This is a genomic window from Desertivirga brevis, from assembly GCF_017355835.1.
On record NZ_JAFEWF010000002.1, the window covers coordinates 119,762 to 141,265 of the forward strand.

A 21,504-nucleotide genomic window follows, 5' to 3' on the forward strand; every position below is an offset into this window, starting at 1 on the left:
ATTAGGGCGAAATTTCTACAAGTATCCTATCTTTTATATTTTTTTTCGTTAAACAATCAACCTTTTTTGCCTGAGTAAGGGCTTTTTTCTCTACGTTTTAACTTTTTAATACGACGCTGTAGCTATATTAGAAGGTAGGCTCTCATTTTTCACTCTATCCAAAGCAGTTATAACGTACTGATACTCTTTTCCACGTTGCAAAGTATAATCAGTAAAGGAGGTCAAATTCTTCTCATAGCTCACCCTCAAAATTTTGGTTGCATCTTCAATATTTATAGGTTCGCCGGCAGCAAAGCGGTAAATGACATATCCATAAGCGGTCTCGTTATCCCTGGCCATATACGGCTCCTTCCAATTTAAGACACAAAACCCGTTGCTGGTAACAGTTGCCTGAAGTGTTAGTGGAGAAAGTGGCGGGATGTCGTCCAACCAGATCATAAGAGGAGGTAAGGAAGGAGAACGATAAAATTGAGTCCTTATAGAATCTTGAAATCCAGCAAGGTTATTTGTTAAAGACTTTGAGCTGAAATAAACGCTACCCTGTACGCGGGGATTTTTCCTTATGTACCTTACCTGGTCGGGAAGCTGGCTCCAGTTATTCCAGCCCTCTCGCTTTTCAGTAGCCCTATAAGCTCCTTGTCCTATATAAACATGTTTTCCAAATGCATTATTACTCCACCAATCAACTAACTTTTCAAAAGGCGCTGCGCGATAAAAGAAAGGAAAATATACCTGTGGATTTACGTAATCTATCCATCCTTCTTTTACCCATTTTCTCGCATCGGCATATAAAGTACTGTAACCCTGTAAACCTGTACTTTCAGACCCCTCAGGGTCCTGACTTTTGTTTCTCCAGATTCCGAAAGGACTGATTCCAAATTTCACAAAACGCTTTACAGAATGAATGCTGTCTGAGAGTTCTTTTATTAATAGATCAACATTGTTTCGTCTCCAATCGGCTATATTCCCAAACTCTCCACCGTATATTCTAAACTGCTGGTCATCTGCTACTACTTGGCCTGTTTCAGGATATGGGTAGAAGTAGTCGTCGAAATGAACCCCATCAATGTCATAACTTTTTACTACATCTAAAACTACACTTACAATGTACTGCCGGGCTTCAGGTATTCCTGGATTAAAAAGTTTTTTTCCGGCGTAATTAAAAAACCATTCAGGATGTTTTTTTATAATGTGATCAGGTGCTAACTCTGCAATATTTAAATTCATGGCTGCCCTATAGGGATTAAACCAGGCATGCAACTCAATACCCCTCTTATGTGCCTCTACAATAGCATATTCCAAAGGATCATAAAAAGGGACAGGAGCTTTCCCTTGTTTTCCGTTTAAGTACTTACTCCAGGGTTCCTTCGATTTTGCATAATATGCATCAGCAGCAGGACGTATCTGAAACATGATGGCATTCATACCACTTTGCTGATGCTCATCAAGTAAATGTAGAAGCTCTTTCTGCTGTACTTCAACAGGCAGGCCTGGTTTACTTGGCCAATCAATATTTGCGACAGTGGCCACCCATACCCCACGAAATTCGCGCTTAGGTATAGGAGCAACTTCTGTCTGACCTTGAGCAATACCCGAAAGAACCAGAAAAATATTAAGGATTGTTAATCTAATAGACATGTGTTAAATCAAAGCTTGCAAAGATAATTAACAAACATTCAGATGAAGCGCTTTATTGTTGCCCTGAATATTTTTTATACAAAAACGCGGCTGACTGTGCATCAGGAGCACAAAATCATATATTTGTGATATCAGGATGACCAATAACGCAATATTTAGAGGTCTGGGAAGTTATACTTGGAAGTATAGGGGAGGGATTGTGTAGCCGCAGTATTAATTACCATTTTCAAAATTGTAGACACTGATATGGAAAAAACTTATCAAGAACAGGTTCAGGCGCCTAAAAGAGATTCAAACAAGATTTACTTTTTAGTGGCGGTAATCGTTGCCCTTTTAGGTACTAACGCCTATCTTTTTTTTAAAGACAAAAAATCAGGGGATAGAATCGTAACGCTGAACGACGAAAGATCTCGAATGGAAGTAGAGATCGACAAGATAGAGGCGGAACTTGACAAGGCTAATGAGTCTAATGTTCAGCTTACGGCTGATATGAAAGAAGAGCAAGAGCTTGCCCGCGAAAAGATCTCTGAGCTTCGCGAGCAGCTAAGGGCTGGTAAACTGACACAAAGAGAACTGGCGAAGGCTCAAAGCGAATTAAAAAATTTACGATTTTTCGTTACGAAGTACACCGCAGATATTGCTGAGCTGGAGAAGAAAAATCAGGAACTGACAGTAGAAAGAGACAGTTTGCGTACTTCGGTAAGCAATATTTCGCAAAAGGCAACTCAGCTGGAAGCGCAAAATACTGAGTTAAGTGGAAAAGTTAAGGTTGCTGCGGCATTAAAAACCGGAACCATCAGTGTGGTGCCTTTAAGAATAAGAAATAGCGGAAAGGAGACTGATGTAACAAAGGCAAGCTCGGCTAAGAAACTTCGTTTTACTTTTAATATTGTTAATAATTCACTTGCTCAAACTGGGATGCATGATGTTTATATCCGAATCATTGATCCCAGTGGCAACTTGATCACTTCTGATAACAGCAGCATATTCAGTGCAGACGGGGAGGACCTTCAGTACACTTACCGCACTGCTATCGAGTTTGATAATACTGACAAGATTTATAATATTGATTGGACGAATCCAAGTGCCTTTTCAAAAGGAACTTATACAGTAATGTTCTATTCAGATGGGTATGGTATGGGGAAAACAACATTCTCGCTGAGGTAAAAATAATGGCACGAGTTGCACGAATTAACTTCAAGAGTCAAATAGTCTTGAGCTATGATTAGTGTAGTTCGTGTTTTTTATACAATGAAGGCATTAGAAGAACGCTCTAAATTGAACTGATCCATTATGTATTGTTCTTACTGATTCGGACTTTCTTCCCTCATAGGTTAAGTTCATCTGAATTCCCTGAGCAATTGTTCTCTGCAGAACAGTTGTCCATATTATGTTATTCCCTGGTTGCAAGCCTTCGAGCATCTCGTAAGCCAGCGAAGTATTTCTGTCTCCATTAAAGTTATTCCTTACTCCATTAATTGCTGCTGTAAAAACTCCTTTAGCAGTTATATTATAACGAATATCCGACCCTAAACGATAATTAAATGAAACTTCACGGTTGTTAATCCTATTCTTCATAGAGCGATACATTCCATTAATGCCCCAACGGAAATTAGTGGTAAAAAGATACTGTGCTTCTGGTAATACCTCTATTGCTTTTATAGTAAAGTCTTTTTCTGGAAATAGCTCGGACCGATATCGCCTAAGCCCCTGTTTCAGCTCTAAAATTGTTGTGACTTTTTTAGCGTTCCATCTTAGGCGTACACCTTGTTCATTCCGACTTCTACTGTCAAAGCCATTAATAAGAAGTAACTTGTTCGATGTCTGTTGAAGGTTTAGATCTATTCCGTAGACCGGATTACTTCGGTTAAAGAACAGGGTATTCCTAAGATAAGTATTGTCTGATATGAGGTTTTGATTTTGAATGTTAGAAAGTGGGTTATAGGCAGAGAAACCACTTTCTCCTGTTGATTTTCGTTCTGTTTTGAATGCGGATTGGCTTGAAAACTTATTGATGACCTTGTAAATACCCTCCCGATTTCTCCACACAGCAGCAGGTGTTAGTCGGGCTGTCAAATTAATTGTAGTGTAATTCGTGTTAACAAACTCATTTGTATTCTGATAAATTCGTAGATACCTTGCCTGGTCCTGGTACCTTGCAATCTCAAATTCATTCAGCTCCTTAATACCATTATTGTTATAGTCATTCCAAGCATAAGCTCCTTGCCCTGTAATCACCTCCAGATAAGAGAACTCCCTTCTAGGCTCCCTTCCCGGACCTATTTCATAGAAGATGTTACTATTGATAAACCCATTTATAGCAGAAAAGGTGTAGTCGATCCGGCCCAGCAGGGAGTTTTCCTTTGGCTGTGACGTTCGTTGTTTATAGTTAATATCGCGGTAGGTTGTTAATAATGACAGAGTTGAATTAGAGCTTTTTCTTAAACTCAGTTCACCGCTTATAACATCTGCCACTGAATAATTCTGAAGTTTATTCAAGAATGGTAGCTTGTCAAATCGTCTGCTGTACTGGATTTTATATAGGTGACTAGAGGTAGAGGGAGAACTAAGGTAGGCCGAGTATTGATCAAAGGCGAAACTATTACCTGATATAAGGTTATTCTCTAGATTAGTCTTGTTATGCTCCTGCTCAAGATTAACACTTGTAACAAAATGCTTAAATGCTTTGCTTAAATCTATCCGTTGCCTTAGAAAATTGCCGTTATTAATATCACTGGAGGAGTTTAATATTTTACCAGAATAGAGGAGGGTGAAGTTCTTCACATTATACTGTCCCTCTATGCTATTAAGAAAGCCAGCATAAGTACTCTCTCTCACAAAGCTGTTAAATTGGTAGGTAACATTCCTCTGGTGACTTGTATAGAGACTCGCGCTAAAGTTGACGAAGTGTTCGGGAGCTTTTTCTGTTAATCCTAAAAGATTAAAATCCCTTTCAAACTCCACCGTTCTGTAACGTTCAAGGAAACTGAAGTTGGAAGAGGTATGCTCATAGCTTACCGAAGTAATAAGTTTAGTTGAAGCCGAATCGGGTGTAAAGGTTAGGGAATTTCTAGCTGAAATTTTAAAAGCAGCTCCGCGGTTCTGTTTATTCCCGATAGCGGAAAATAAGTTAACATCGTTATCACTAAAGGCCACTTCTGTACTGAGCAGGGTATTCTTTGAGGGTTTAAGATCGGTTCCAAAGGTTAAAAGATGTTTCTTCTTAGGGGTAATTAACAAGGATACTGGCTCGTAGTCTCCTTGTTTATCTCCTCCAATCGGCGGAACGAATTCAAATACTCTACCGTTCGCAATAGAAGTTGTGCTTATTCTATAATTGCCTGCGTTAGGTCCAACATATGAAAAGCCAGGCCTGTAACGCGCCAGACTAGGATCTGTACTATAAACATATACCTCTGAAGAACCTAAGGTATCTACTTGTTTATACAGCACATCTATAGTATTAAAATCAACTGTATCAATATTAGATATATAGGCCTGATTAATATTATTCCCAATTTCTTTCAAATATCTTTTTTGTTGGTCTGACAGATTCTGTAAGAAAGGGCGGTTCTTATTATCCTGCTCGTTATAGTAGTTGAATTTAAAATGTAGTTTGTCTGAATAAGCTTCCTGGTTGAAATAGGTTAAAGACCGAGAGTAATTCTTATCCGAGTATTCAAATTCTATACTAATACGGCTATTCTGCGTAATAAGCTTTTTGGCTGTGAAAGTTAGTTCAGCCAAATTATAATTAATGATATAATCATTTTCCTGTCCTCGTTGCATTAATACGCCATCAATATATACCCGTTCTGTTCCTGAAAGGATGATGATGGCTTGCTCTCCATTGCTTCCCGTTATTCGATAAGGCCCCTGGTTTCCTTCTGTTCCGTTAAATTGTAATCTAGAAGAACGGCCTTTAGCTACAGCCATTGATAAACCCGACTTGTAATTCCAGCCGCCAGATGAATAAGAAGTTGAGAAGGAAGCGCCTTGTGTCCTTTTAAAAAAATTCATGAAGTAACTGTCGGGCCTTCTGATCTCGTAGTCTCCTCCCGTTAGGATCGAATTTTTTCTTTTCAATTGAATAAAGACCTTGTCAAACTCGTTCAATTGTTGTGTATTGCCTTCTGCCTGAATAGGGATGTTATCGTCAGAAATTGCGGCAAGGATTTCCAGATCTTCAGTTATTTTACCTGATAGCTGCAACGTCATATTCGAATTCAAAGCAAGATCGTGGTTGTTTCCTACGCCCACACTTCTCGAAATGCTGCCGCTTTTATTTAAACCTTCAAGGTTAAAAAGAGTATTTGTTTCCTGCTTTTCTTTCTTTCGAAAAGCAGTATTATCGATCACCTCTTCCAAGATGCTATCTCTAGAATATTTGTAGTATCTTTTAGTAAATAGTACAGGAAAGGTTTTGTAGGTTACAATTACTGTTGATACGTCAGGTTTCCTTACCCAGATCAATACTGAGTTGGCCAGGTCGATAGAATAAGTAATTGGTGATATAATAAGACTGTCAAGGGTTTTTATTTCAACACTTCCGGGAACAATGCTTAGTGAGTCAAGAATTACCGTGTCGGCAACAATTGGAATAACTTTTTGATGAAGTAAAGACTGCCCGTTTACTTTTTGAACAAGCAGTAGTAAACAGCCAGCCCAAAAAGTAAACAGTTTGAGCATCAGCTTGCTAACGGAAGTGTGATATAAAATGTTGTCCCTTTGTTTTGTTCTGTTTCAAAGCGAATGGTTCCGAACATGTTTTCTATTGCCTGTTTAACAAAAGCTAGCCCAAGACCGGTTCCAGAACTTTTGGTAGTAAAATTGGGATTAAAAATCCTTTCACGCAAATCTTCGGGTATACCCTTTCCATTGTCTTTTACTTCAATATTAACATTCTTAGTGTCGGTGTTTAGGATTATTTCAATATTTCCCTTCCGGTAATCAGGAATTGCTTCTATAGCATTTTTAATTAAGTTGTTAAAAATTCTAAGTAAATGATCTTTACCGCCTTTTACAATAATATCACCTGCCGTAAGTTTGATGAAGGAAATGTTAAGATCCTCGCTATTCCTGTATACATCTATACTCTTGTCGATAATTTCACAGATCTCCAGGTTCTCAAACGGAGTATCGGGCATCTTGGCAAAATTCGAGAATTCGGATGCAATAAGTGATAAGCTTTCAATCTGTTCAATGAAGGACTTACTGAATTTCTCAAACTTCTTGTCGAAATTTGGATCTTTTTCTCTCCAGGATTTCTCCAACAATTGAACGCCCAATTTAAGTGGGGTTAATGGGTTTTTGATCTCATGGGCTACCTGCTTTGCCATTTCCCTCCAAGCAGATTCCCGCTCTGACCTCGCCAGCTTCTGTGCACTGTCTTCGAGTGCCATGATCATATTATTGTATTCTTTGATCAGACCGCCAATCTCATCGTTACTCTTCCATTGAATAGGCTCGTTCCTACTACCAATCTGAATTTGTCCAAGACTTTTTCCTACCAGAGTAAGCGGATAAGTGATCTCGTTGGCCAGGAATATGGCAAATAAGGCAATTACAACCAATACAAGTGCATAGACGTTTATTAGAGTATTAAGGTATGAGCCTACTCGCATGTCATAGTCCTGTTCGTTTGAATAGTATGGAAGGCTTAGATATGCGATAGTCTCATTTTCGTTATTGCGAATAGGCTTGTAGGCAGTAATGAATTTCATTCGTCCTATTTGTTCATAGTTCAGAAGCTCTGACCTTTGATATTTATTCAAATAGATAAAAGATTCTGCATTCATTAGTCGCTCAATAAAGCCATAGTCATATATATTGGGCTGAGTAGTAAAAATTACCCTGCCTTTAGTATCATATAGGTTAAGATCAGTTGCGTTAATTTCAGCAAAGGTGTGGAGGATCTGCTCGTTCGCACGGGAGAAACCATTGGTGAAAGTTCTGTTATTTTCAAGGGCAGTTTTAATCCTATTGATATTATTCGTTAGATCTTGTTCCTGTTGTTTCTTAAACTGCTGGCTGATGCTGAAGTAGGTAATGCCTCCTACGATCATAAGTGTTACAACAATTGCAGCAACAAGGGAAGCCTGTATCCTTGTTTTGTAAAGGATTCTATTCCTCGAAATCAGGTAGCTCCAGCGATAGCCATTCAGCCTAAAGTTATCGTCGTGAAAAATCACCCAAATCTGATGTATAAGAATCAATACTATAGAAAAGGAAAGCAATACTAAGAACAAGAACGATACGGAGGCAAGTTGAATAACCCAGGTAATTACGGGCTTGCTTACTACAACTAGTTTCCTTGCTGTTGATTGATATATAATATGACTGTATCCATTCTTTTCGGTGTAAACAAACTTCCCTATATAACCTTTAAAATCATTATTTACAAGATTGTAAATATAATCCCCATTTTGATTTAGAAGCCGCCCATTACTGTAGAAAGCAAAGGAATAGTTATTTAACTCATCATCGGTATTGATCTTTGCGTCGGCAAGGACTTCAGGAAAGGAGCCTTGTTCTTTGAAGGTTTTTGACTTCAGCTCGAAGGCTAAAGTACCTAATGATTGATTGTCGCGGTTTACTGGAATAAGGGCAAAATAGTTCTGTAAGCCAAACGTATTATTAACCCGGTAGAAATATTCTGAAACCTTTATGGATCCTGATACAACTAGCTTTTTGTAATAATTTACTGCTTTTTCATCCTGCAGTGGAACGCCTTGCCAGTAAGGATGAACATCGAAGTCATATCTGGAGAGGTAACCATCAAAATAAAGCTTGCGCAGCTTGTTTTTGAGCGCTTCTTTATCCTCTTTTTGTTCCCCAAAGTATTCAGTAAGCAATTCTTCCTTCAACAGGTTCTGCTCGATGGAAAAGAAAAGGAGTACTGCGTTTGGATCATCTGCCGACTCGAGCCTCTGCGCTATCTCTTGTCTTTGGGCCCGCTCTTTAGTGTATTGGAAAGAGGCGAGTTTTATAGACGCGATTATAGCAAACAGAAGGGTAGTAAATAGGAAAATAACAAGCTTGTACCCATGGTTTTTATTATAGAAAGCCCAGCCGCGAAGAAAAATAATGATGCCGAAGAATAGTATGTGAATGCTTACAGAATTAAAGATCAACTGAGCGGTAAGGATAAAGGCTATACCTGCCAAAAAGATTATAAGTCGCTCTTTATTGGTTAGAGGTAGGCTCTCACCAATTGCCAGAACAATCTCAATTAGCAAATACACATTAAAAATAGCCACGCACATTAACAGAATACCGAGCCAACTATGCGGACTGAGATAAATGACGTTATTTAAATCAAAATTAATGTTCGATTGCGTTACTAAGCTATGGAATATTTCGTTGTGCTGGTAAGCAACTAAATAGATTATAATACCCAATAAAGAGAATATGGCCAATGCCGGGAGCTTTCCGAAGCTATTACCAAAGAGGGATATTTCGAAACGGTAGCTGAAGATAAAGCATATGAACCAGCTAACCATTATTGCATTGAGAAGGAAGTCGCCTAATGTGGGGAAGAAATAGCTACCATGATAATATTTTGCATCGAAAACAGGTACATCAAAATAAGTATCGAACCATGCAAATTCAAGTGTTAGAATCCTGACAGTTAAAAAGTAGAGGAAAAATAATACAATACTCCATTTAACATAGCCCTTATTGGCCATAAGAATTGCAACGTAGTTAGCAAAGATGGTCGCAAAAAAAGCTGTCAGCAACCACATCCATAATTCAAGCTTCGAATAGAAAGTGTTTGTGATAGCTGATTTTAACCTTACTGCAAATAAATATTTACCTCCCGCGGTTTTTATATTATATACTTGTTTATCGTCGAAGTTTGCTATATCGAGATTATCCTCACTAATGAGATCTGAGGAGAAAGTATTTTTAAGGTGTTTGTTCTGAATCTTATACTCTGCCTTGATCGGTATAAGGAATACTACCGAAAATCTTCCATAAGTCTTCTTTACGGCTTCATACCAGCCATTGTTGGGCCTGTAGAACGATGAACCTTCTTTCAAGCCAGCATCAGTTATTGGAGCAACTTTGTTGGTGCCCCAAAAAATAAGGTTATGGTCGTAATAAGTATGGACATAAATGGATCGCTCCTTTTCCAGTTCCTTTATGATAGAAATCGCAATATTAGGATCCTGGTGAGCTGTTTTCACAGCAGCTAGTTTCTTATTGTCGGCCAGGTAATTCGATATGAACTTCTCTTTTTTATTTAAATTACGCTCAATAGTACTGCCGTCAAACTCAAGTATCTCTGACTTATCGAAAGTAAAATGAATAGTAAGTGCAGTAGCAGCAAAGCTAATGGTTAGCAAAAAAAGCAGAAGTCGTATTTTAAAGGTAGCGCTCACTTATTAAAAGATTTTAGAGCTGGTAAATGAATTTTCGCAATATAGAAATAAACCTACCACAAATAAAAAACATAAAACCCGCATCAACTTATCACGATCCGGTATGAAAGTACTTATTAGGATCTATATTAGTATTAAAGAACAAACTATACTTTCATAAAAAAGACAGATGCATACCCGCACCTGTCTTTTAACATCTCAATGATATGAACTTAACTACAATGTACCGCTACTTGTTTGAACAGTTCGGTCTACTTTTTTAATTAAGCCCTGAAGTACATTCCCTGGACCTACTTCTGTAAATGATGTGGCTCCATCTTCCAGCATTTTTTTAACGGTTTGTGTCCAACGTACTGCACCTGTTAGCTGAGCAATTAAATTATGCTTAATACTGGTAGGGTCAGTATAAGGTTTTGCATCTATGTTTTGATACACTGGGCAAACTGGAGTCTTAACGTCTGTTGATGCAATGGCGCTTTCTAATTCTGCTCTTGCTGCTTCCATAAGGGGAGAATGGAAAGCTCCGCTAACGTTAAGCTTTAACGCTCTTTTTGCGCCTCTTTCTGTTAGAAATGCGCATGCTTTATCTACTCCCTCAACGCTGCCAGAGATAACTAACTGCCCCGGACAATTATAATTTGCAGGCACTACAACTTCGCTAACCATATCACAAACTTCTTCAACAGAGTAGTCATCTAAGCCAAGTATGGCAGCCATTGCGCCTTCCTGAATCTCACATGCTTTTTGCATTGCATTAGCCCGCGCTGCAACAAGTCTCAAGCCATCTTCAAACGATAAGGCTCCCGCAGCTACCAAGGCGGAAAATTCGCCTAAGGAATGCCCGGCAACCATTTCAGGCTTAAAATCTTCCAGTACAGAAGCTAATATAACCGAATGAAGGAAGATAGCAGGTTGAGTTACATTTGTTTGTTTAAGATCATCTTCAGTACCATTAAACATCACATCAGTAATCCTAAATCCTAAAATTTCATTAGCTTTTTCAAATAGATCTTTAGCTTTAGCTGATTGTTCATATAGCTCTTTGCCCATACCTGGGAATTGAGCTCCTTGTCCTGGAAATACGTATGCTTTCATAATGACCATCCCAATTTTGCTGTTAAGGATTGGGATAAATTTTTTAATTATTTATGGTTAAGATTGATCCTGATATATTAATTCTACAGATGATGGCTTAATCAAGGCTGGCTGTTATCAATCTCAGAAACTCTGCCCTGGTTTTTTCGTCCTTAAATGCACCGGTAAATGCGGAGGTTGTAGTAACAGAATTTTGTTTTTGAATGCCTCTCATGCTCATGCAAAGGTGGCGGCATTCAATTACCACTGCTACCCCTAATGGTTGAAGAGTTTCATGAATGCAATCCCGAATCTCATTTGTTAGTCTCTCCTGCACTTGTAGTCTTCTTGCGTATGCCTCAACAACCCTCGGGATCTTGCTCAAGCCAACAATGTGTCCGTTAGGTATATAAGCAACATGTGCTTTACCTAAAAAAGGAAGCATATGATGTTCACACATTGAATAAACCTCAATGTCTTTTACAACAACCATTTGGCTATATTCCTCCTTAAACATAGCGCTTTTCAATATTTCCTCAGGCTTGATATCGTACCCATGAGTAAGAAACTGAAGAGCTTTTGCCACACGCTCTGGAGTTTTAAGTAAACCTTCGCGACTAGGATCTTCCCCCAGGTCCTTTAGGATCTCACTGTAGTGGGAGGCAATACTTTCTATTTTCTTAGGATTGTATCTGTCGATTTTCACATAGCCGTCGAGTTCGTTCTCTTGGGCCATGAAATTGGTCTGTTCTTGATCTGCCATGAATTTTTTATTCTCCGAAGTACTCTACAAAATTATTTTCAGTCTCTACAAGTTTTACCCCGTGTAGAGCAACGTTCAAAGAATCAAGTTGAGCTTTCAATTGTTTAAAGATTTCAATTGCTAAAACTTCCGTTGATGCCATTTTGCCTTTCATAAAATCTACATCCAAATTGATGTTTTTATGATCAAGTTTATCGGTTACATGAGTACGGATAATGTCCCGAAGCACTTTAAGGTCTATAACGAAACCGGTTTCCGGATCAACCTCACCCTTTACGGTGACAAAAAGTTCGTAGTTATGCCCGTGCCAATTCGGATTAGAGCACTTACCGAACACCTCCATATTTTGTTCATTGCTCCATTCCTCCTTAAACAACTTATGGGCTGCATTGAATTGCTCTCTGCGGGTTATGTATATCATTCTTAATCAAATAAAGCACAAACTTACACAAAATTTATATTTAGGAATTTTAGTATGCCGATATAATCATTTTCTGACTTTTCGATTAGTTTGCTTATTGCCACTTAATAGTCAAATATCTGCTGAGATTATTTACAAAAGGAACAGAAAGGCAACAATAGTTAAATTTGCGCATGAAATTGTTGCTGGTTGCGGCTACTTCTTTTGAAATTCAGCCTTTTATTTCATATTACAGCTCTACAGAACTTGAGAGGAAACATGACGTGGACGTGTTGGTTACAGGGGTGGGGATGGTGGCCACAGCATTTTCATTGGGCCGGAAATTTTCGGAAGGCAGGTATGATTTTGCTATAAATGCTGGGATCGCTGGCTCCTTCAATAAAAATATAGAAATTGGGGAGACGGTGGTTGTTAAGGATGATCGTTTTGTCGAACTGGGGGCAGAAGATAACGAAAGTTTCCTAAGTATTGAGGAGCTAGGATTTGGTATAAGCACATATTTTTCATCGTTTACCAATTCATTCCTTGAATCTCTAAAAGCAGTCTCCGGTATTACAGTAAATAAGGTCCATGGGCGTTTAAGTTCTATTGAAAGCACACTTAATCTTTTCAATCCTGATGTTGAAAGTATGGAGGGGGCCGCCTTTTTATTCGCATGCAGGGAGGTTGATATACCTGCCGTAGAGCTTCGGAGTATTTCGAATTATGTAGAGCCTAGGAACAGGGATAGCTGGCAGATAACTTTAGCTATTACTAATTTAAATGATACTCTAATTCGTTTTGTCGAACATTTATCAAAGGACGAATAACTTCCTTGATAAACCCGACTTTCGTTTAACATACAAAACCAAATATATGAAGCTGACACTTGGCTTTTCACCTTGCCCAAACGATACCTTTATTTTTGATGCTCTAATTCATCATAAAATTGATACGGAGGGTCTGGAGTTTGAAGTGTTTTTTGATGATGTTGAAACACTTAATCAAAAAGCTTTCCGGCAGGAACTCGATATTACTAAGCTAAGTTTTCATGCCTTTGCTTACGCTATTCAGCACTACGTTCTTCTTGATGCAGGCAGCGCGCTCGGATTTGGGGTAGGACCGCTGGTTATTAGCAAGAAGTCTTTAATGGAACTGCTCTTAGAAAATGGAGTCCAGCATAGAGAGTCAGAAAGCGCAAGCGAAATTGTGGAAGAAGACATTAAACCGTATTTATCAAATTTAAAAATTGGCATTCCTGGCAAATACACTACGGCAAATTTTCTTTTAAGTTGGCTTCTCCCTGATGCCAATAATAAGGAAGAGCTTGTTTTTTCAGATATAGAGGATGCAGCTATTCGCGGCGATATAGATCTAGGACTAATAATTCACGAGAACAGATTCACCTATCGTGAGAGGGGATTAAAAAAGATCTTTGACTTGGGTGATTTGTGGGAGCGACAAACAGGATGTGCCATTCCTTTGGGAGGAATTGTGATAAAAAGAAACCTGCCAGAGGAAGTCAAATTGAAATTTAACAGGGTATTGCGTAAAAGCGTTGAGTTTGCTTTTGCAAATCCTAAGTCTTCCATTGATTTTATCCGCCAGCACGCCCAGGCAATGGAAGAGGAAGTGATGTACAAACACATTGAATTGTATGTAAATAAATACTCTGTGGATTTAGGCGATGAGGGAAGAAAGGCGATAAAATTGCTATTTAGCAAAGCTTCTGAATTGAAGATTATACCGTTTTTAGATGACAATATATTTTTAACCTGATTTTCTTAGTCACTTTTATATAGCTTTGGCGAAATTATTTTGAGTTTTTAAACGTAAAGGGTTAAAAGAGATACCATGATTATAGTTACTGGTGCTGCAGGTTTCATAGGAAGTTGCCTGATTCAGAAGCTGAATGAAGAAGGATATTACGATCTTGTTCTAGTTGACGATTTTTCAAGCGAAGAGCAGAATAAGAACTTTGAGGGAAAGCGCTTCTCGAAGAAGGTTAACAGGGAGGACTTTCCGCAGTGGCTTCGTGAAAATCAGCTTCATGTGCAGTTTGTGTTTCATCTTGGAGCCCGTACCGATACTACAGAATTCGATTACGAACTCTTGAAGAAACTCAACCTTGATTATACTATAGACATATGGAATGCATGTGTGGATTTTGGCTTACCTCTGGTTTACGCATCTTCTGCAGCTACTTATGGGCTAGGCGATTCTGGCTACGAGGATGATGAGACCCGATTGGACGAACTGAAGCCTTTGAATCCCTACGGAGATTCTAAAAACGAGTTCGATAAGTGGGCCATAAAGCAAGAGCGGCAACCCTTCTTTTGGGCTGGCTTAAAGTTCTTCAATGTCTATGGACCCAACGAGTACCATAAAGGCAGGATGGCCTCCGTCGTTTTCCACACTTTTAATCAGATTCAGAAAACTGGAGGAATGCGTTTGTTCCAATCCCATAATCCTGATTTCCGCGATGGCGAACAGCAAAGAGATTTTGTATATGTAAAAGATGTAACGGAAGTAATGTACTTCTTAATGCATCATCGAAAAAATTCCGGTATTTACAATCTCGGCTCCGGTAAAGCCCGTACATTCCTTGATCTTGCTACTAATACCTTTAGAGCATTAGGCAAAGATCCTCAAATTACTTTTATCCCAACACCGGAAGACATCCGCGATAAGTACCAGTATTTTACTGAAGCAAAAATGGACAAATTGTCGGCAATCGGTTATCACAAACCCTTCCATACACTTGAGCAGGGGGTAGAGGATTATGTGAAGAACTATTTGGTCCCGGGAAAATATTATTAACAGGTTTTGGCTAGCGCGAATTACACCCATTTCGCTCCTGAGAAAGTGCTTTATGTAAAAGTAGTAATGTTTGCAAGCTCGGTCTCTTAGAGTGAATAGTGTAATTCGTCCATTCAGCTATTTTAGGGATTCGTTTGCTTTTTACAGATCCTCTTTCATATCTCCTAAATTCTTCACACTTAGGCGGGATGAAATGGAGGATGCTATTGTAGAGATAAAAGCTACAGTGCCAAAAACAACCAAGAAGTCTGTCCACTTTATAGCAACAGGATAAGCTTCTGTGATGAAGTTTGCTTCAGCCATCTGTATAAATCCATATTTTTGTTGCAGGATGCAAAATATTAGTCCTGCTACCATTCCTGCAAAGCATCCCACAAATGAAATAAGTAGTCCTTCCAGTAAAAAAATACGTCTTATTAAGCTCGTATCTGCGCCAATGCTACTTAGGATTGCAATATCTTTCTTCTTATCAATTACCAGCATTGTTAACGTTCCAACGATATTAAATATCGCTATAATAAGAACGAATGTTAGAATGAGATAAATCATAAGTCGCTCGATATTAAGCGTTTTATATAGGCTTTGTTCCTGTTGAACCCTGTTTTTTACTAAAAAGTCTTTTCCAAGCTTCTGAGAGAGTTCCTTCTGAAAACTGCTTGTACTCTCTCCCCCGCTTAAATAAAGTTCTATCGACGAGATGTTTTTTTCTTCGCCAAGAAGCTCTCTTGCAAAACTCAACGGAACAATAACTGATTCATCGAAACTCTGTTGTATCTGGAATACCCCTACAGGCTTAATTGTCTTGAGGGTAAATTCTTCTGCAGGATTAAACGCGTTTGCCACTCCTTTTTTAGGCGAATAGATTTCCAGCTCTCTAAACTGGTCGTTCACATTGATAGAGAGGTATAGCTGAACCATCGAGCCTACAACAGCATAAGGTTTACTATTTTCTTCAATTACGAAACTTCCCTGAACAAGGGTGCTATCTAGTTTTGAGCGTTTGAGAAAATCGGGGGATACTCCTTTAATGGTGCCAATGTATTGCCCATCCTCATAGCGTAATAATGCCTTTTCTTGCAATACTTCTGTGTAGTTAGTAATCCTTTTGTCGTACTTTAGGTCCCTTACTTTAGGCGAATTAGGGTCAAATGACTTTCCCTGAGCTGGTTCGATCCTAATTTCTGGAGTGAAGTTATTATACATTGATAAGATCACCTTCTCAAATCCATTAAAAACGGATAGAATAATCACCAGAGCTGCGCTGCCTACAAATACTCCCAACATAGAAATACCCGAGATGTAATTAATGGCATTTAGGGACTTTTTGGTAAAAAGGTATCGTTTCGCTATGTAAAAGGAAGTTCTCAATCTATTACTGATTTAGGAATGGATTGTGTTGTTTTTCGAAACCGATCGATGTCTCGTTTCCGTGGCCAGGATAAACCGTAACGTTATCAGGCAGATCAAAAAGCTTTTCCCTGATATTTTTAATAAGCTGGTTATAGTTGCCTCCAGGAAGATCTGTACGCCCTATACTTCCATAGAATAGCACGTCGCCTCCAATTAAGAATTCGTTTGCAGAATTGTAAAAGCATAAGTGAGCGGGGGAATGCCCTGGTGCAAAAATTAATTCCAGTGTACTGTTACCAAAGGTGATATTGCCTTCTTCCGGAAGGAAGGTATCCGGAAGTGGAGATACTTCATAATTAAAACCCTGAGCCGGCGCGTAAGAGGGGACTGCTGTCAGAAGCGGAAGTTCTCCCTCGTGAAATTGAGGTTTAAGAGCGTAAGTATCAAAAACAAATTTATTACCAAGAACGTGATCAATGTGGCAATGCGTATTAAGGAGTCGCACTGGTGTTAAACCTTCTTGTGTAATAAACTTTACCAGCTCATTCTGTTCAGTCCCCGTATACATGCCAGGGTCTATTATTACACATTCCTTCGTTTCGTCAAATAATACGTAGGTGTTTTCCTGATACGGATTGCAGGTAAATGAATGGACTTTGATCATAGCACTCAAATGTAGTAACAATGCGCTAACTGTTCCAAGGTTGATAAAGTTTTAAATTGGCCTGGCAGAAATGTTTTTTGCTTAACCTTTCCAATGGAAGGATTTAATAAATACGTCCAGATCCTTTTTGACAAAGTCCAACACTGGTTGAATGGAATCTAACTTAGGAGCCTCGTTAAAATAAAGAGCTCCACGAACGTAATTTTTAGTACTGTCAGTAAGGAAAAATTGGGCCGAGGAAGCCGTATTTCCTTCTATAGTATAGTAAATACCATAAACCTTCCTGTCCGGATAGTAGATTCTCCCCTCATTAATTCCGGTAGCTTTCACAGTGTGTTTGAAGGCAAGCTTTCGTGCATCTTCTATAAGCTCGTCAAAAACTTTATTTGATGTCACAGCTTGGTAGCTTATGTGGATACGTCCTTTGAATTGGGGGAAGTAAACGTTCATCCAGCAAGGCTTTGCATCTCTGGAGCTATCCGGCTCGATCTGGGCATAGGTTGGGTAGTCAAATGAGAAGGGACAACTCTGGTTATAAGTTTGGTAGCTTTTTGTGGGAAAGGAAATGCGGAAGTATCCCCGGGGTTTAGGAGAGTAATCTTGCCCGCAGGATATGCAACTTAATAAAGCTAAAACTAACGATATGTAAGCTGCATATTTTTTCATTCCGTATCTTATCTAAACAAGCAAATAATATAGTAGCTTGTTTTATACAATTAGCTATTCCAAATTTCCCAGGCTTTTTCTGCCTGCAAATGAAGCATTTCTTCTCCATTTTTCACTGTGGCTCCATTAGCTTTACCTCGCTTCAGGAACTCAGTTTCTGCTGGATTATAAACCAAATCATAAAGAAGATGTTTTGATCCTATAAACTCATATGGAATATCTGGACAAGCCTCAATTGCAGGAGCCTGGCCAAGAGGGGTAGTATTAATTATAAGCAGGTGATCTCCCAAAAGGTCTTTACCAAGGTCCCCATAGGTTATTTGTCGTCTGCCTTTCTTTCTGGAAACAATCTTGTAGTCAATACCAAGTTTTTCAAGCACATAGGTTACTGCCCTTGAACCACCGCCGCTCCCCAATACAAGAGCTTTGTGGTGATGTTTTTTTAATAAGGGTTTAAGCGAGTTCTCGAAGCCATATGCATCTGTATTGTATCCCTCTAGCCTTACTTTGGAAGGAGAAAAGTCACCTGAAAAAAAAGATTCTACAGGCTTATTACTAATAACTTTTATACAATTTACAGCATCAATTGCCTTGGCATCCTTAGCCACCTTGTCCAGATAGTACATTACCCCAATCTTATGAGGTATGGTAACATTCAGCCCACAGATCTCAGGATTCGCCCGCAATAGCTCTTCAATGTCGCTAATATTCTCCATCGGATAAAGCTCGTAAGCGTAGTCCTTTAAACCTTCCCTTTCAAATTTTTCTGTAAAGTATTTTTTAGAAAAAGAGTGCCCGAGAGGAAACCCAATTAACCCAAACTTCTTCATTACAAATGCCCGATAGCGTTAATTAAAGTGTTTTAAGAAAATGATTGAAAGTGTCACCTCTTAAGCCAAGACGAATTGTTTCTAAGGGAATTACTTCCGCGGGAGCAATATTGCCAAGATTTACGTTAGCACCTATCAGTTTTATGAACCAAACCTGCTGATCTTTTTGAGGAGCTTCCCAAATGATCGTTTCCTCTGGTATTTGAGTTAAGATTTCGTCTACCAATCCCTCTCTAACTTCTCCTGAATCGCGGTAAATTCCAACATTTCCTCCTTCACGAGATTCTGCAATCAGTTTCCATGACCCTGCCTGAATTTCAGCATTCATCATTTTAATCCATTTGTAAGGAGCAAATATTTTCTGAGCATCTTTTGAACCTACTTCAGAAATTACAGTAACATACTTACTTAACTTTCTAATGTATTCGCACTTTTCGTCGTGTTCTATGTCTATAGAGCCGTCTGAAACTTCAGCATGTTGAATGTTATACTTCTCTAATACCCTTACGTAATCTTCAAATTGATTTCGTATAACGAAGGCTTCAAAAAGCGTCCCTCCGAAGTAGAAGGGGATATTGGCGTTTTTGTAAACGTCTAGTTTTTCTTTAAGATTAGGTGTTACATAAGATGTAGACCATCCTAGCTTAACTATATCAACATGAGGTCCTGAAACTTCAAGAAAATTCTCAATTTCCCTGATACTTAAGCCCTTGTCCATTACCATGGTAATGCCTTTTTCCCTTGGCTTAACTGTACGTTCAGGGATTTGATTTAAACTGAAATTAATCATAAGAGCGCAAATCTCACAAAAAAAATCCAATACTGATAGGATTATCGTATTGGATTTAGTTAAAATTTTGCAAAAAAGAATTCTTCTAAAGAAGATATTTGTTGATAATGTCTATAATGATCTTGTTGTTCTGCAATTGTGGCAAATACTCAAACAAGATTTCATGTTTTTCCGGATCTATTTTTAAAGCAATTTCAAGGCAATTTAAAGCTTCATTGTATTGTCCGTCAGCGAATAAATACGCCACCATCCTGTAATAAAGTTCTGCTGCCTCTGGGTTGTTTTTAATGGCCTCAGCCATCGTTTCAATTGCATCTATTAATTTCGTTTGCTCATACAAGATCGACGAATAGTCTAACCATGCTTCTACATCCAGAGGATTTAGCTCAATTACTTTAGCATATGCTTTTTCAGATTCTTCAAGTTTACCTAGTTTATACTGAGCATCTGCTATTGCAAACCAATAATCAGGGTTTTTATCGTCTATGGCCAGCGCTTTATTGTAGAAATGCAGAGCCTCAAAATGCCTGTCCTCAAAATCAAGGGTAACTCCAATTCCAAACCATGCGTCTGCTAGCTTAGAATCCATTTTAACGGCCTTCTTGTAATAAGCACGGGCTTCCTCCATCTGTTCCAGCTTTTCATAGCACTCCCCGATTGCACAATATGTGTCGGCATTCGGAGGTTCATACTCGAAGGTTTGTTTATATACCTCAATGGCTTCAGAGAAGCGGTCGAGGTGAACCAGAGAATTGCCTTTATTGAAATACGCAGACGAAAAGTTCTCCTTAATTAGTATTGCATAATCATAAGCATCTATAGCCATTTCATAGTGAGCCATTTTATGATAGGCGTTACCCAGGTTATACCAGGCGGCATAAGAATAGGGCTCGTTGTCTATGTATTGCTTATAAAACTGGATGCTTTCCTCCTGCTTATCCAGAACGTCATAGCAAAATGCCAGCTCGTAAAGTGCATCTTGATTTTCCATATTCTGTTCCAGACATTTCTTCAAGCTGGCTACAGCGCTTTCATAATCACCGATGTTTTGATATACCATCGCTATATGCAATAGTATCTCGTCGGTATTCTCAGCTAGAGCCAAAGCTTTGTTGTAATTATCCAAAGCTTCATCATGCCGCTCTAAAACCTGAAATATATTACCTCTGATCAAAAATATATCAGCTTCTGATGGCTCTAGCAGTTCTGCCTTGTCCAGCGCTTCAAAAGCTGAGTCTAACTGGTTGGTTGCTACGAAAAGCTGAGCTTGTTTTATGAAAAATATTGCAGCAAAAGGGTGTTGGTTTACAGCATAGTCCACCACCTGCAACGCTTTAATAGGATCATTTTTTTCAATATAATAGTCAATTATATTTTCGAAAGCTTGCGCGTCAAAAAAATATTGATCTTTATTTCGGATCATTTCTTCGTAACGTTCCACGGAAAATTTAGGGTCTTCAGTGAATTCAAATTCAAAGTCTTCTTCCATCTATAAAAAGTTTAGAACGTTTCCCTTTTAAGGTTAACTAACAATCAGTAAAATCTATGCCAATCTTAACTCCACATAAGTTAATGTAAAAGCTTGTATTTCTATGTGTTTATTTATCAACAATTTAACATCAATAAGTCTAACTTACTGAAAAATAACTCAGTAGGAATTTTGGCAGCGTGTCGTTATTTGTGTGCTTTTATAACGTTCAATGGCTTGAAATAAATATAATATAATTTTACGATTCCGGGAAATTTCACTGCGTTAGCTGCCGTATCTTTGCCGTTAATGACACCTTCTGAAATAAATAGTAAATGGAGCGCTTTGCAGGAACGAATTTCTATAGATTTCGATACCGAGAAGCCAGATATAAAAGTTATGCTCTTCCTGATAGGGGTTCAGGAACTTGGAAAGGGGCCGCGAAAATTTTCAAAACGACAAAAGGAAGAATTGATGCATATCGCTAACTGCAGATTGTTCAGCGAGTTAGGCTTTTATGAGCTTGAAGGCGTAGATCAGGAGGGTTGGCCTCATTGGAAGCGCGTAAAACCTATTCCTGCCTACACCTTGCTAGAGCAGGAGATGCTGATGAAGTCTCTAATTGTTAATTATTTTGCGGATCATTATTAATTAAAC

General features: G+C 38.7%; 17 protein-coding genes. 5 read left to right on the forward strand and 12 right to left on the reverse strand.

The features are described from left to right. Nucleotides 1–105: 105 nt before the first annotated feature. Nucleotides 106–1,638: a glycoside hydrolase family 10-like protein gene (locus tag J4N25_RS08365; protein ID WP_207421745.1), complete on the reverse strand. Its 1,533-nt coding sequence runs from the start codon at nt 1,636–1,638 to the stop codon at nt 106–108. Nucleotides 1,639–1,884: 246 nt separating this feature from the next. On the opposite strand from J4N25_RS08365, the gene J4N25_RS08370 reads away from it, so the two are divergent. Beyond that, nucleotides 1,885–2,805 (forward strand): DUF8428 domain-containing protein, encoded by a 921-nt coding sequence (locus J4N25_RS08370; RefSeq protein WP_207421746.1) that lies wholly within the window; start codon nt 1,885–1,887, stop codon nt 2,803–2,805. 93 nt (nt 2,806–2,898) lie between these two features. Here J4N25_RS08370 and J4N25_RS08375 read toward each other — a convergent pair whose 3' ends face one another. The 5 genes from J4N25_RS08375 to J4N25_RS08395 form a co-directional block, all read right to left on the reverse strand. After that, nucleotides 2,899–6,327, reverse strand: a complete 3,429-nt coding sequence (locus J4N25_RS08375; RefSeq protein WP_207421747.1) for a DUF8818 domain-containing protein — start codon at nt 6,325–6,327, stop codon at nt 2,899–2,901. Then, nucleotides 6,327–10,022, reverse strand: a complete 3,696-nt coding sequence (locus J4N25_RS27125; protein WP_207421748.1) for an ATP-binding protein — start codon at nt 10,020–10,022, stop codon at nt 6,327–6,329. Before J4N25_RS27125 ends, J4N25_RS08375 begins: the two co-directional genes overlap by 1 nt. 216 nt (nt 10,023–10,238) lie before the next feature. Continuing rightward, the gene (gene fabD / locus J4N25_RS08385) at nt 10,239–11,117 is read right to left on the reverse strand and encodes an ACP S-malonyltransferase (RefSeq protein WP_207421749.1); all 879 of its coding nucleotides are present in this window, start codon (nt 11,115–11,117) and stop codon (nt 10,239–10,241) included. 97 nt (nt 11,118–11,214) lie between these two features. After that, entirely contained in the window at nt 11,215–11,859 is a 645-nt protein-coding gene (folE, locus tag J4N25_RS08390; RefSeq protein ID WP_242695834.1) for a GTP cyclohydrolase I FolE, read from the reverse strand. A 7-nt stretch (nt 11,860–11,866) separates the two neighbouring features. Continuing rightward, nucleotides 11,867–12,280 carry a 6-pyruvoyl trahydropterin synthase family protein gene (locus J4N25_RS08395; RefSeq protein ID WP_207421750.1) on the reverse strand — a complete coding sequence of 138 codons (414 nt, stop codon included), beginning with the start codon at nt 12,278–12,280 and terminating at the stop codon, nt 11,867–11,869. Nucleotides 12,281–12,453: 173 nt separating this feature from the next. Here J4N25_RS08395 and mqnB point away from each other — a divergent pair, with 173 nt between their 5' ends. From mqnB to rfaD, 3 genes are all read left to right on the forward strand, one after another. Continuing rightward, entirely contained in the window at nt 12,454–13,089 is a 636-nt protein-coding gene (mqnB, locus tag J4N25_RS08400; protein WP_207421751.1) for a futalosine hydrolase, read from the forward strand. 46 nt (nt 13,090–13,135) lie between these two features. Beyond that, nucleotides 13,136–14,038 carry a menaquinone biosynthesis family protein gene (locus J4N25_RS08405; RefSeq protein ID WP_207421752.1) on the forward strand — a complete coding sequence of 301 codons (903 nt, stop codon included), beginning with the start codon at nt 13,136–13,138 and terminating at the stop codon, nt 14,036–14,038. A gap of 75 nt (nt 14,039–14,113) precedes the next feature. After that, nucleotides 14,114–15,079, forward strand: a complete 966-nt coding sequence (rfaD, locus tag J4N25_RS08410) for an ADP-glyceromanno-heptose 6-epimerase (RefSeq protein WP_207421753.1) — start codon at nt 14,114–14,116, stop codon at nt 15,077–15,079. A gap of 141 nt (nt 15,080–15,220) precedes the next feature. On the opposite strand, the gene J4N25_RS08415 is transcribed toward rfaD, so the two are convergent. The 6 genes from J4N25_RS08415 to J4N25_RS08440 all read right to left on the reverse strand — a co-directional run bounded on the left by J4N25_RS08415 (nt 15,221) and on the right by J4N25_RS08440 (nt 20,868). Beyond that, on the reverse strand, nt 15,221–16,447 hold the full coding sequence (locus J4N25_RS08415) for an FtsX-like permease family protein (RefSeq protein WP_207421754.1): 1,227 nt from the start codon (nt 16,445–16,447) through the stop codon (nt 15,221–15,223). A gap of 4 nt (nt 16,448–16,451) precedes the next feature. After that, nucleotides 16,452–17,093: an MBL fold metallo-hydrolase gene (locus tag J4N25_RS08420; protein WP_207421755.1), complete on the reverse strand. Its 642-nt coding sequence runs from the start codon at nt 17,091–17,093 to the stop codon at nt 16,452–16,454. A gap of 81 nt (nt 17,094–17,174) precedes the next feature. Beyond that, nucleotides 17,175–17,759 (reverse strand): gliding motility lipoprotein GldD, encoded by a 585-nt coding sequence (gene gldD / locus J4N25_RS08425; RefSeq protein ID WP_207421756.1) that lies wholly within the window; start codon nt 17,757–17,759, stop codon nt 17,175–17,177. A 50-nt stretch (nt 17,760–17,809) separates the two neighbouring features. Then, nucleotides 17,810–18,589, reverse strand: coding sequence for a shikimate dehydrogenase family protein (locus tag J4N25_RS08430; protein ID WP_207421757.1), 780 nt, complete (start codon nt 18,587–18,589; stop codon nt 17,810–17,812). Nucleotides 18,590–18,611: 22 nt separating this feature from the next. Further along, on the reverse strand, nt 18,612–19,376 hold the full coding sequence (locus J4N25_RS08435) for a phosphosulfolactate synthase (protein WP_207422128.1): 765 nt from the start codon (nt 19,374–19,376) through the stop codon (nt 18,612–18,614). 88 nt (nt 19,377–19,464) lie between these two features. After that, nucleotides 19,465–20,868, reverse strand: a complete 1,404-nt coding sequence (locus J4N25_RS08440; RefSeq protein WP_207421758.1) for a tetratricopeptide repeat protein — start codon at nt 20,866–20,868, stop codon at nt 19,465–19,467. Between the two features lie 288 nt (nt 20,869–21,156). On the opposite strand from J4N25_RS08440, the gene J4N25_RS08445 reads away from it, so the two are divergent. Continuing rightward, complete coding sequence (locus J4N25_RS08445; protein WP_207421759.1) at nt 21,157–21,498, forward strand: hypothetical protein; 342 nt, start codon at nt 21,157–21,159, stop codon at nt 21,496–21,498. The last annotated feature ends 6 nt before the right edge of the window (nt 21,499–21,504 follow it).

Bases quoted from the DNA above. Each gene is read 5' to 3' on its own strand.
- folE (WP_242695834.1), bottom strand. From the start codon at position 11,859: ATGGCAGATCAAGAACAGACCAATTTCATGGCCCAAGAGAACGAACTC.
- J4N25_RS08420 (WP_207421755.1), bottom strand. From the start codon at position 17,093: ATGATCAAAGTCCATTCATTTACCTGCAATCCGTATCAGGAAAACACC.
- rfaD (WP_207421753.1), top strand. From the start codon at position 14,114: ATGATTATAGTTACTGGTGCTGCAGGTTTCATAGGAAGTTGCCTGATT.
- gldD (WP_207421756.1), bottom strand. From the start codon at position 17,759: ATGAAAAAATATGCAGCTTACATATCGTTAGTTTTAGCTTTATTAAGT.
- J4N25_RS08375 (WP_207421747.1), bottom strand. From the start codon at position 6,327: ATGCTCAAACTGTTTACTTTTTGGGCTGGCTGTTTACTACTGCTTGTT.
- J4N25_RS08430 (WP_207421757.1), bottom strand. From the start codon at position 18,589: ATGAAGAAGTTTGGGTTAATTGGGTTTCCTCTCGGGCACTCTTTTTCT.
- J4N25_RS08405 (WP_207421752.1), top strand. From the start codon at position 13,136: ATGAAGCTGACACTTGGCTTTTCACCTTGCCCAAACGATACCTTTATT.
- J4N25_RS08370 (WP_207421746.1), top strand. From the start codon at position 1,885: ATGGAAAAAACTTATCAAGAACAGGTTCAGGCGCCTAAAAGAGATTCA.
- J4N25_RS08365 (WP_207421745.1), bottom strand. From the start codon at position 1,638: ATGTCTATTAGATTAACAATCCTTAATATTTTTCTGGTTCTTTCGGGT.
- J4N25_RS08440 (WP_207421758.1), bottom strand. From the start codon at position 20,868: ATGGAAGAAGACTTTGAATTTGAATTCACTGAAGACCCTAAATTTTCC.
- J4N25_RS08395 (WP_207421750.1), bottom strand. From the start codon at position 12,280: ATGATATACATAACCCGCAGAGAGCAATTCAATGCAGCCCATAAGTTG.
- J4N25_RS08445 (WP_207421759.1), top strand. From the start codon at position 21,157: ATGACACCTTCTGAAATAAATAGTAAATGGAGCGCTTTGCAGGAACGA.
- mqnB (WP_207421751.1), top strand. From the start codon at position 12,454: ATGAAATTGTTGCTGGTTGCGGCTACTTCTTTTGAAATTCAGCCTTTT.
- fabD (WP_207421749.1), bottom strand. From the start codon at position 11,117: ATGAAAGCATACGTATTTCCAGGACAAGGAGCTCAATTCCCAGGTATG.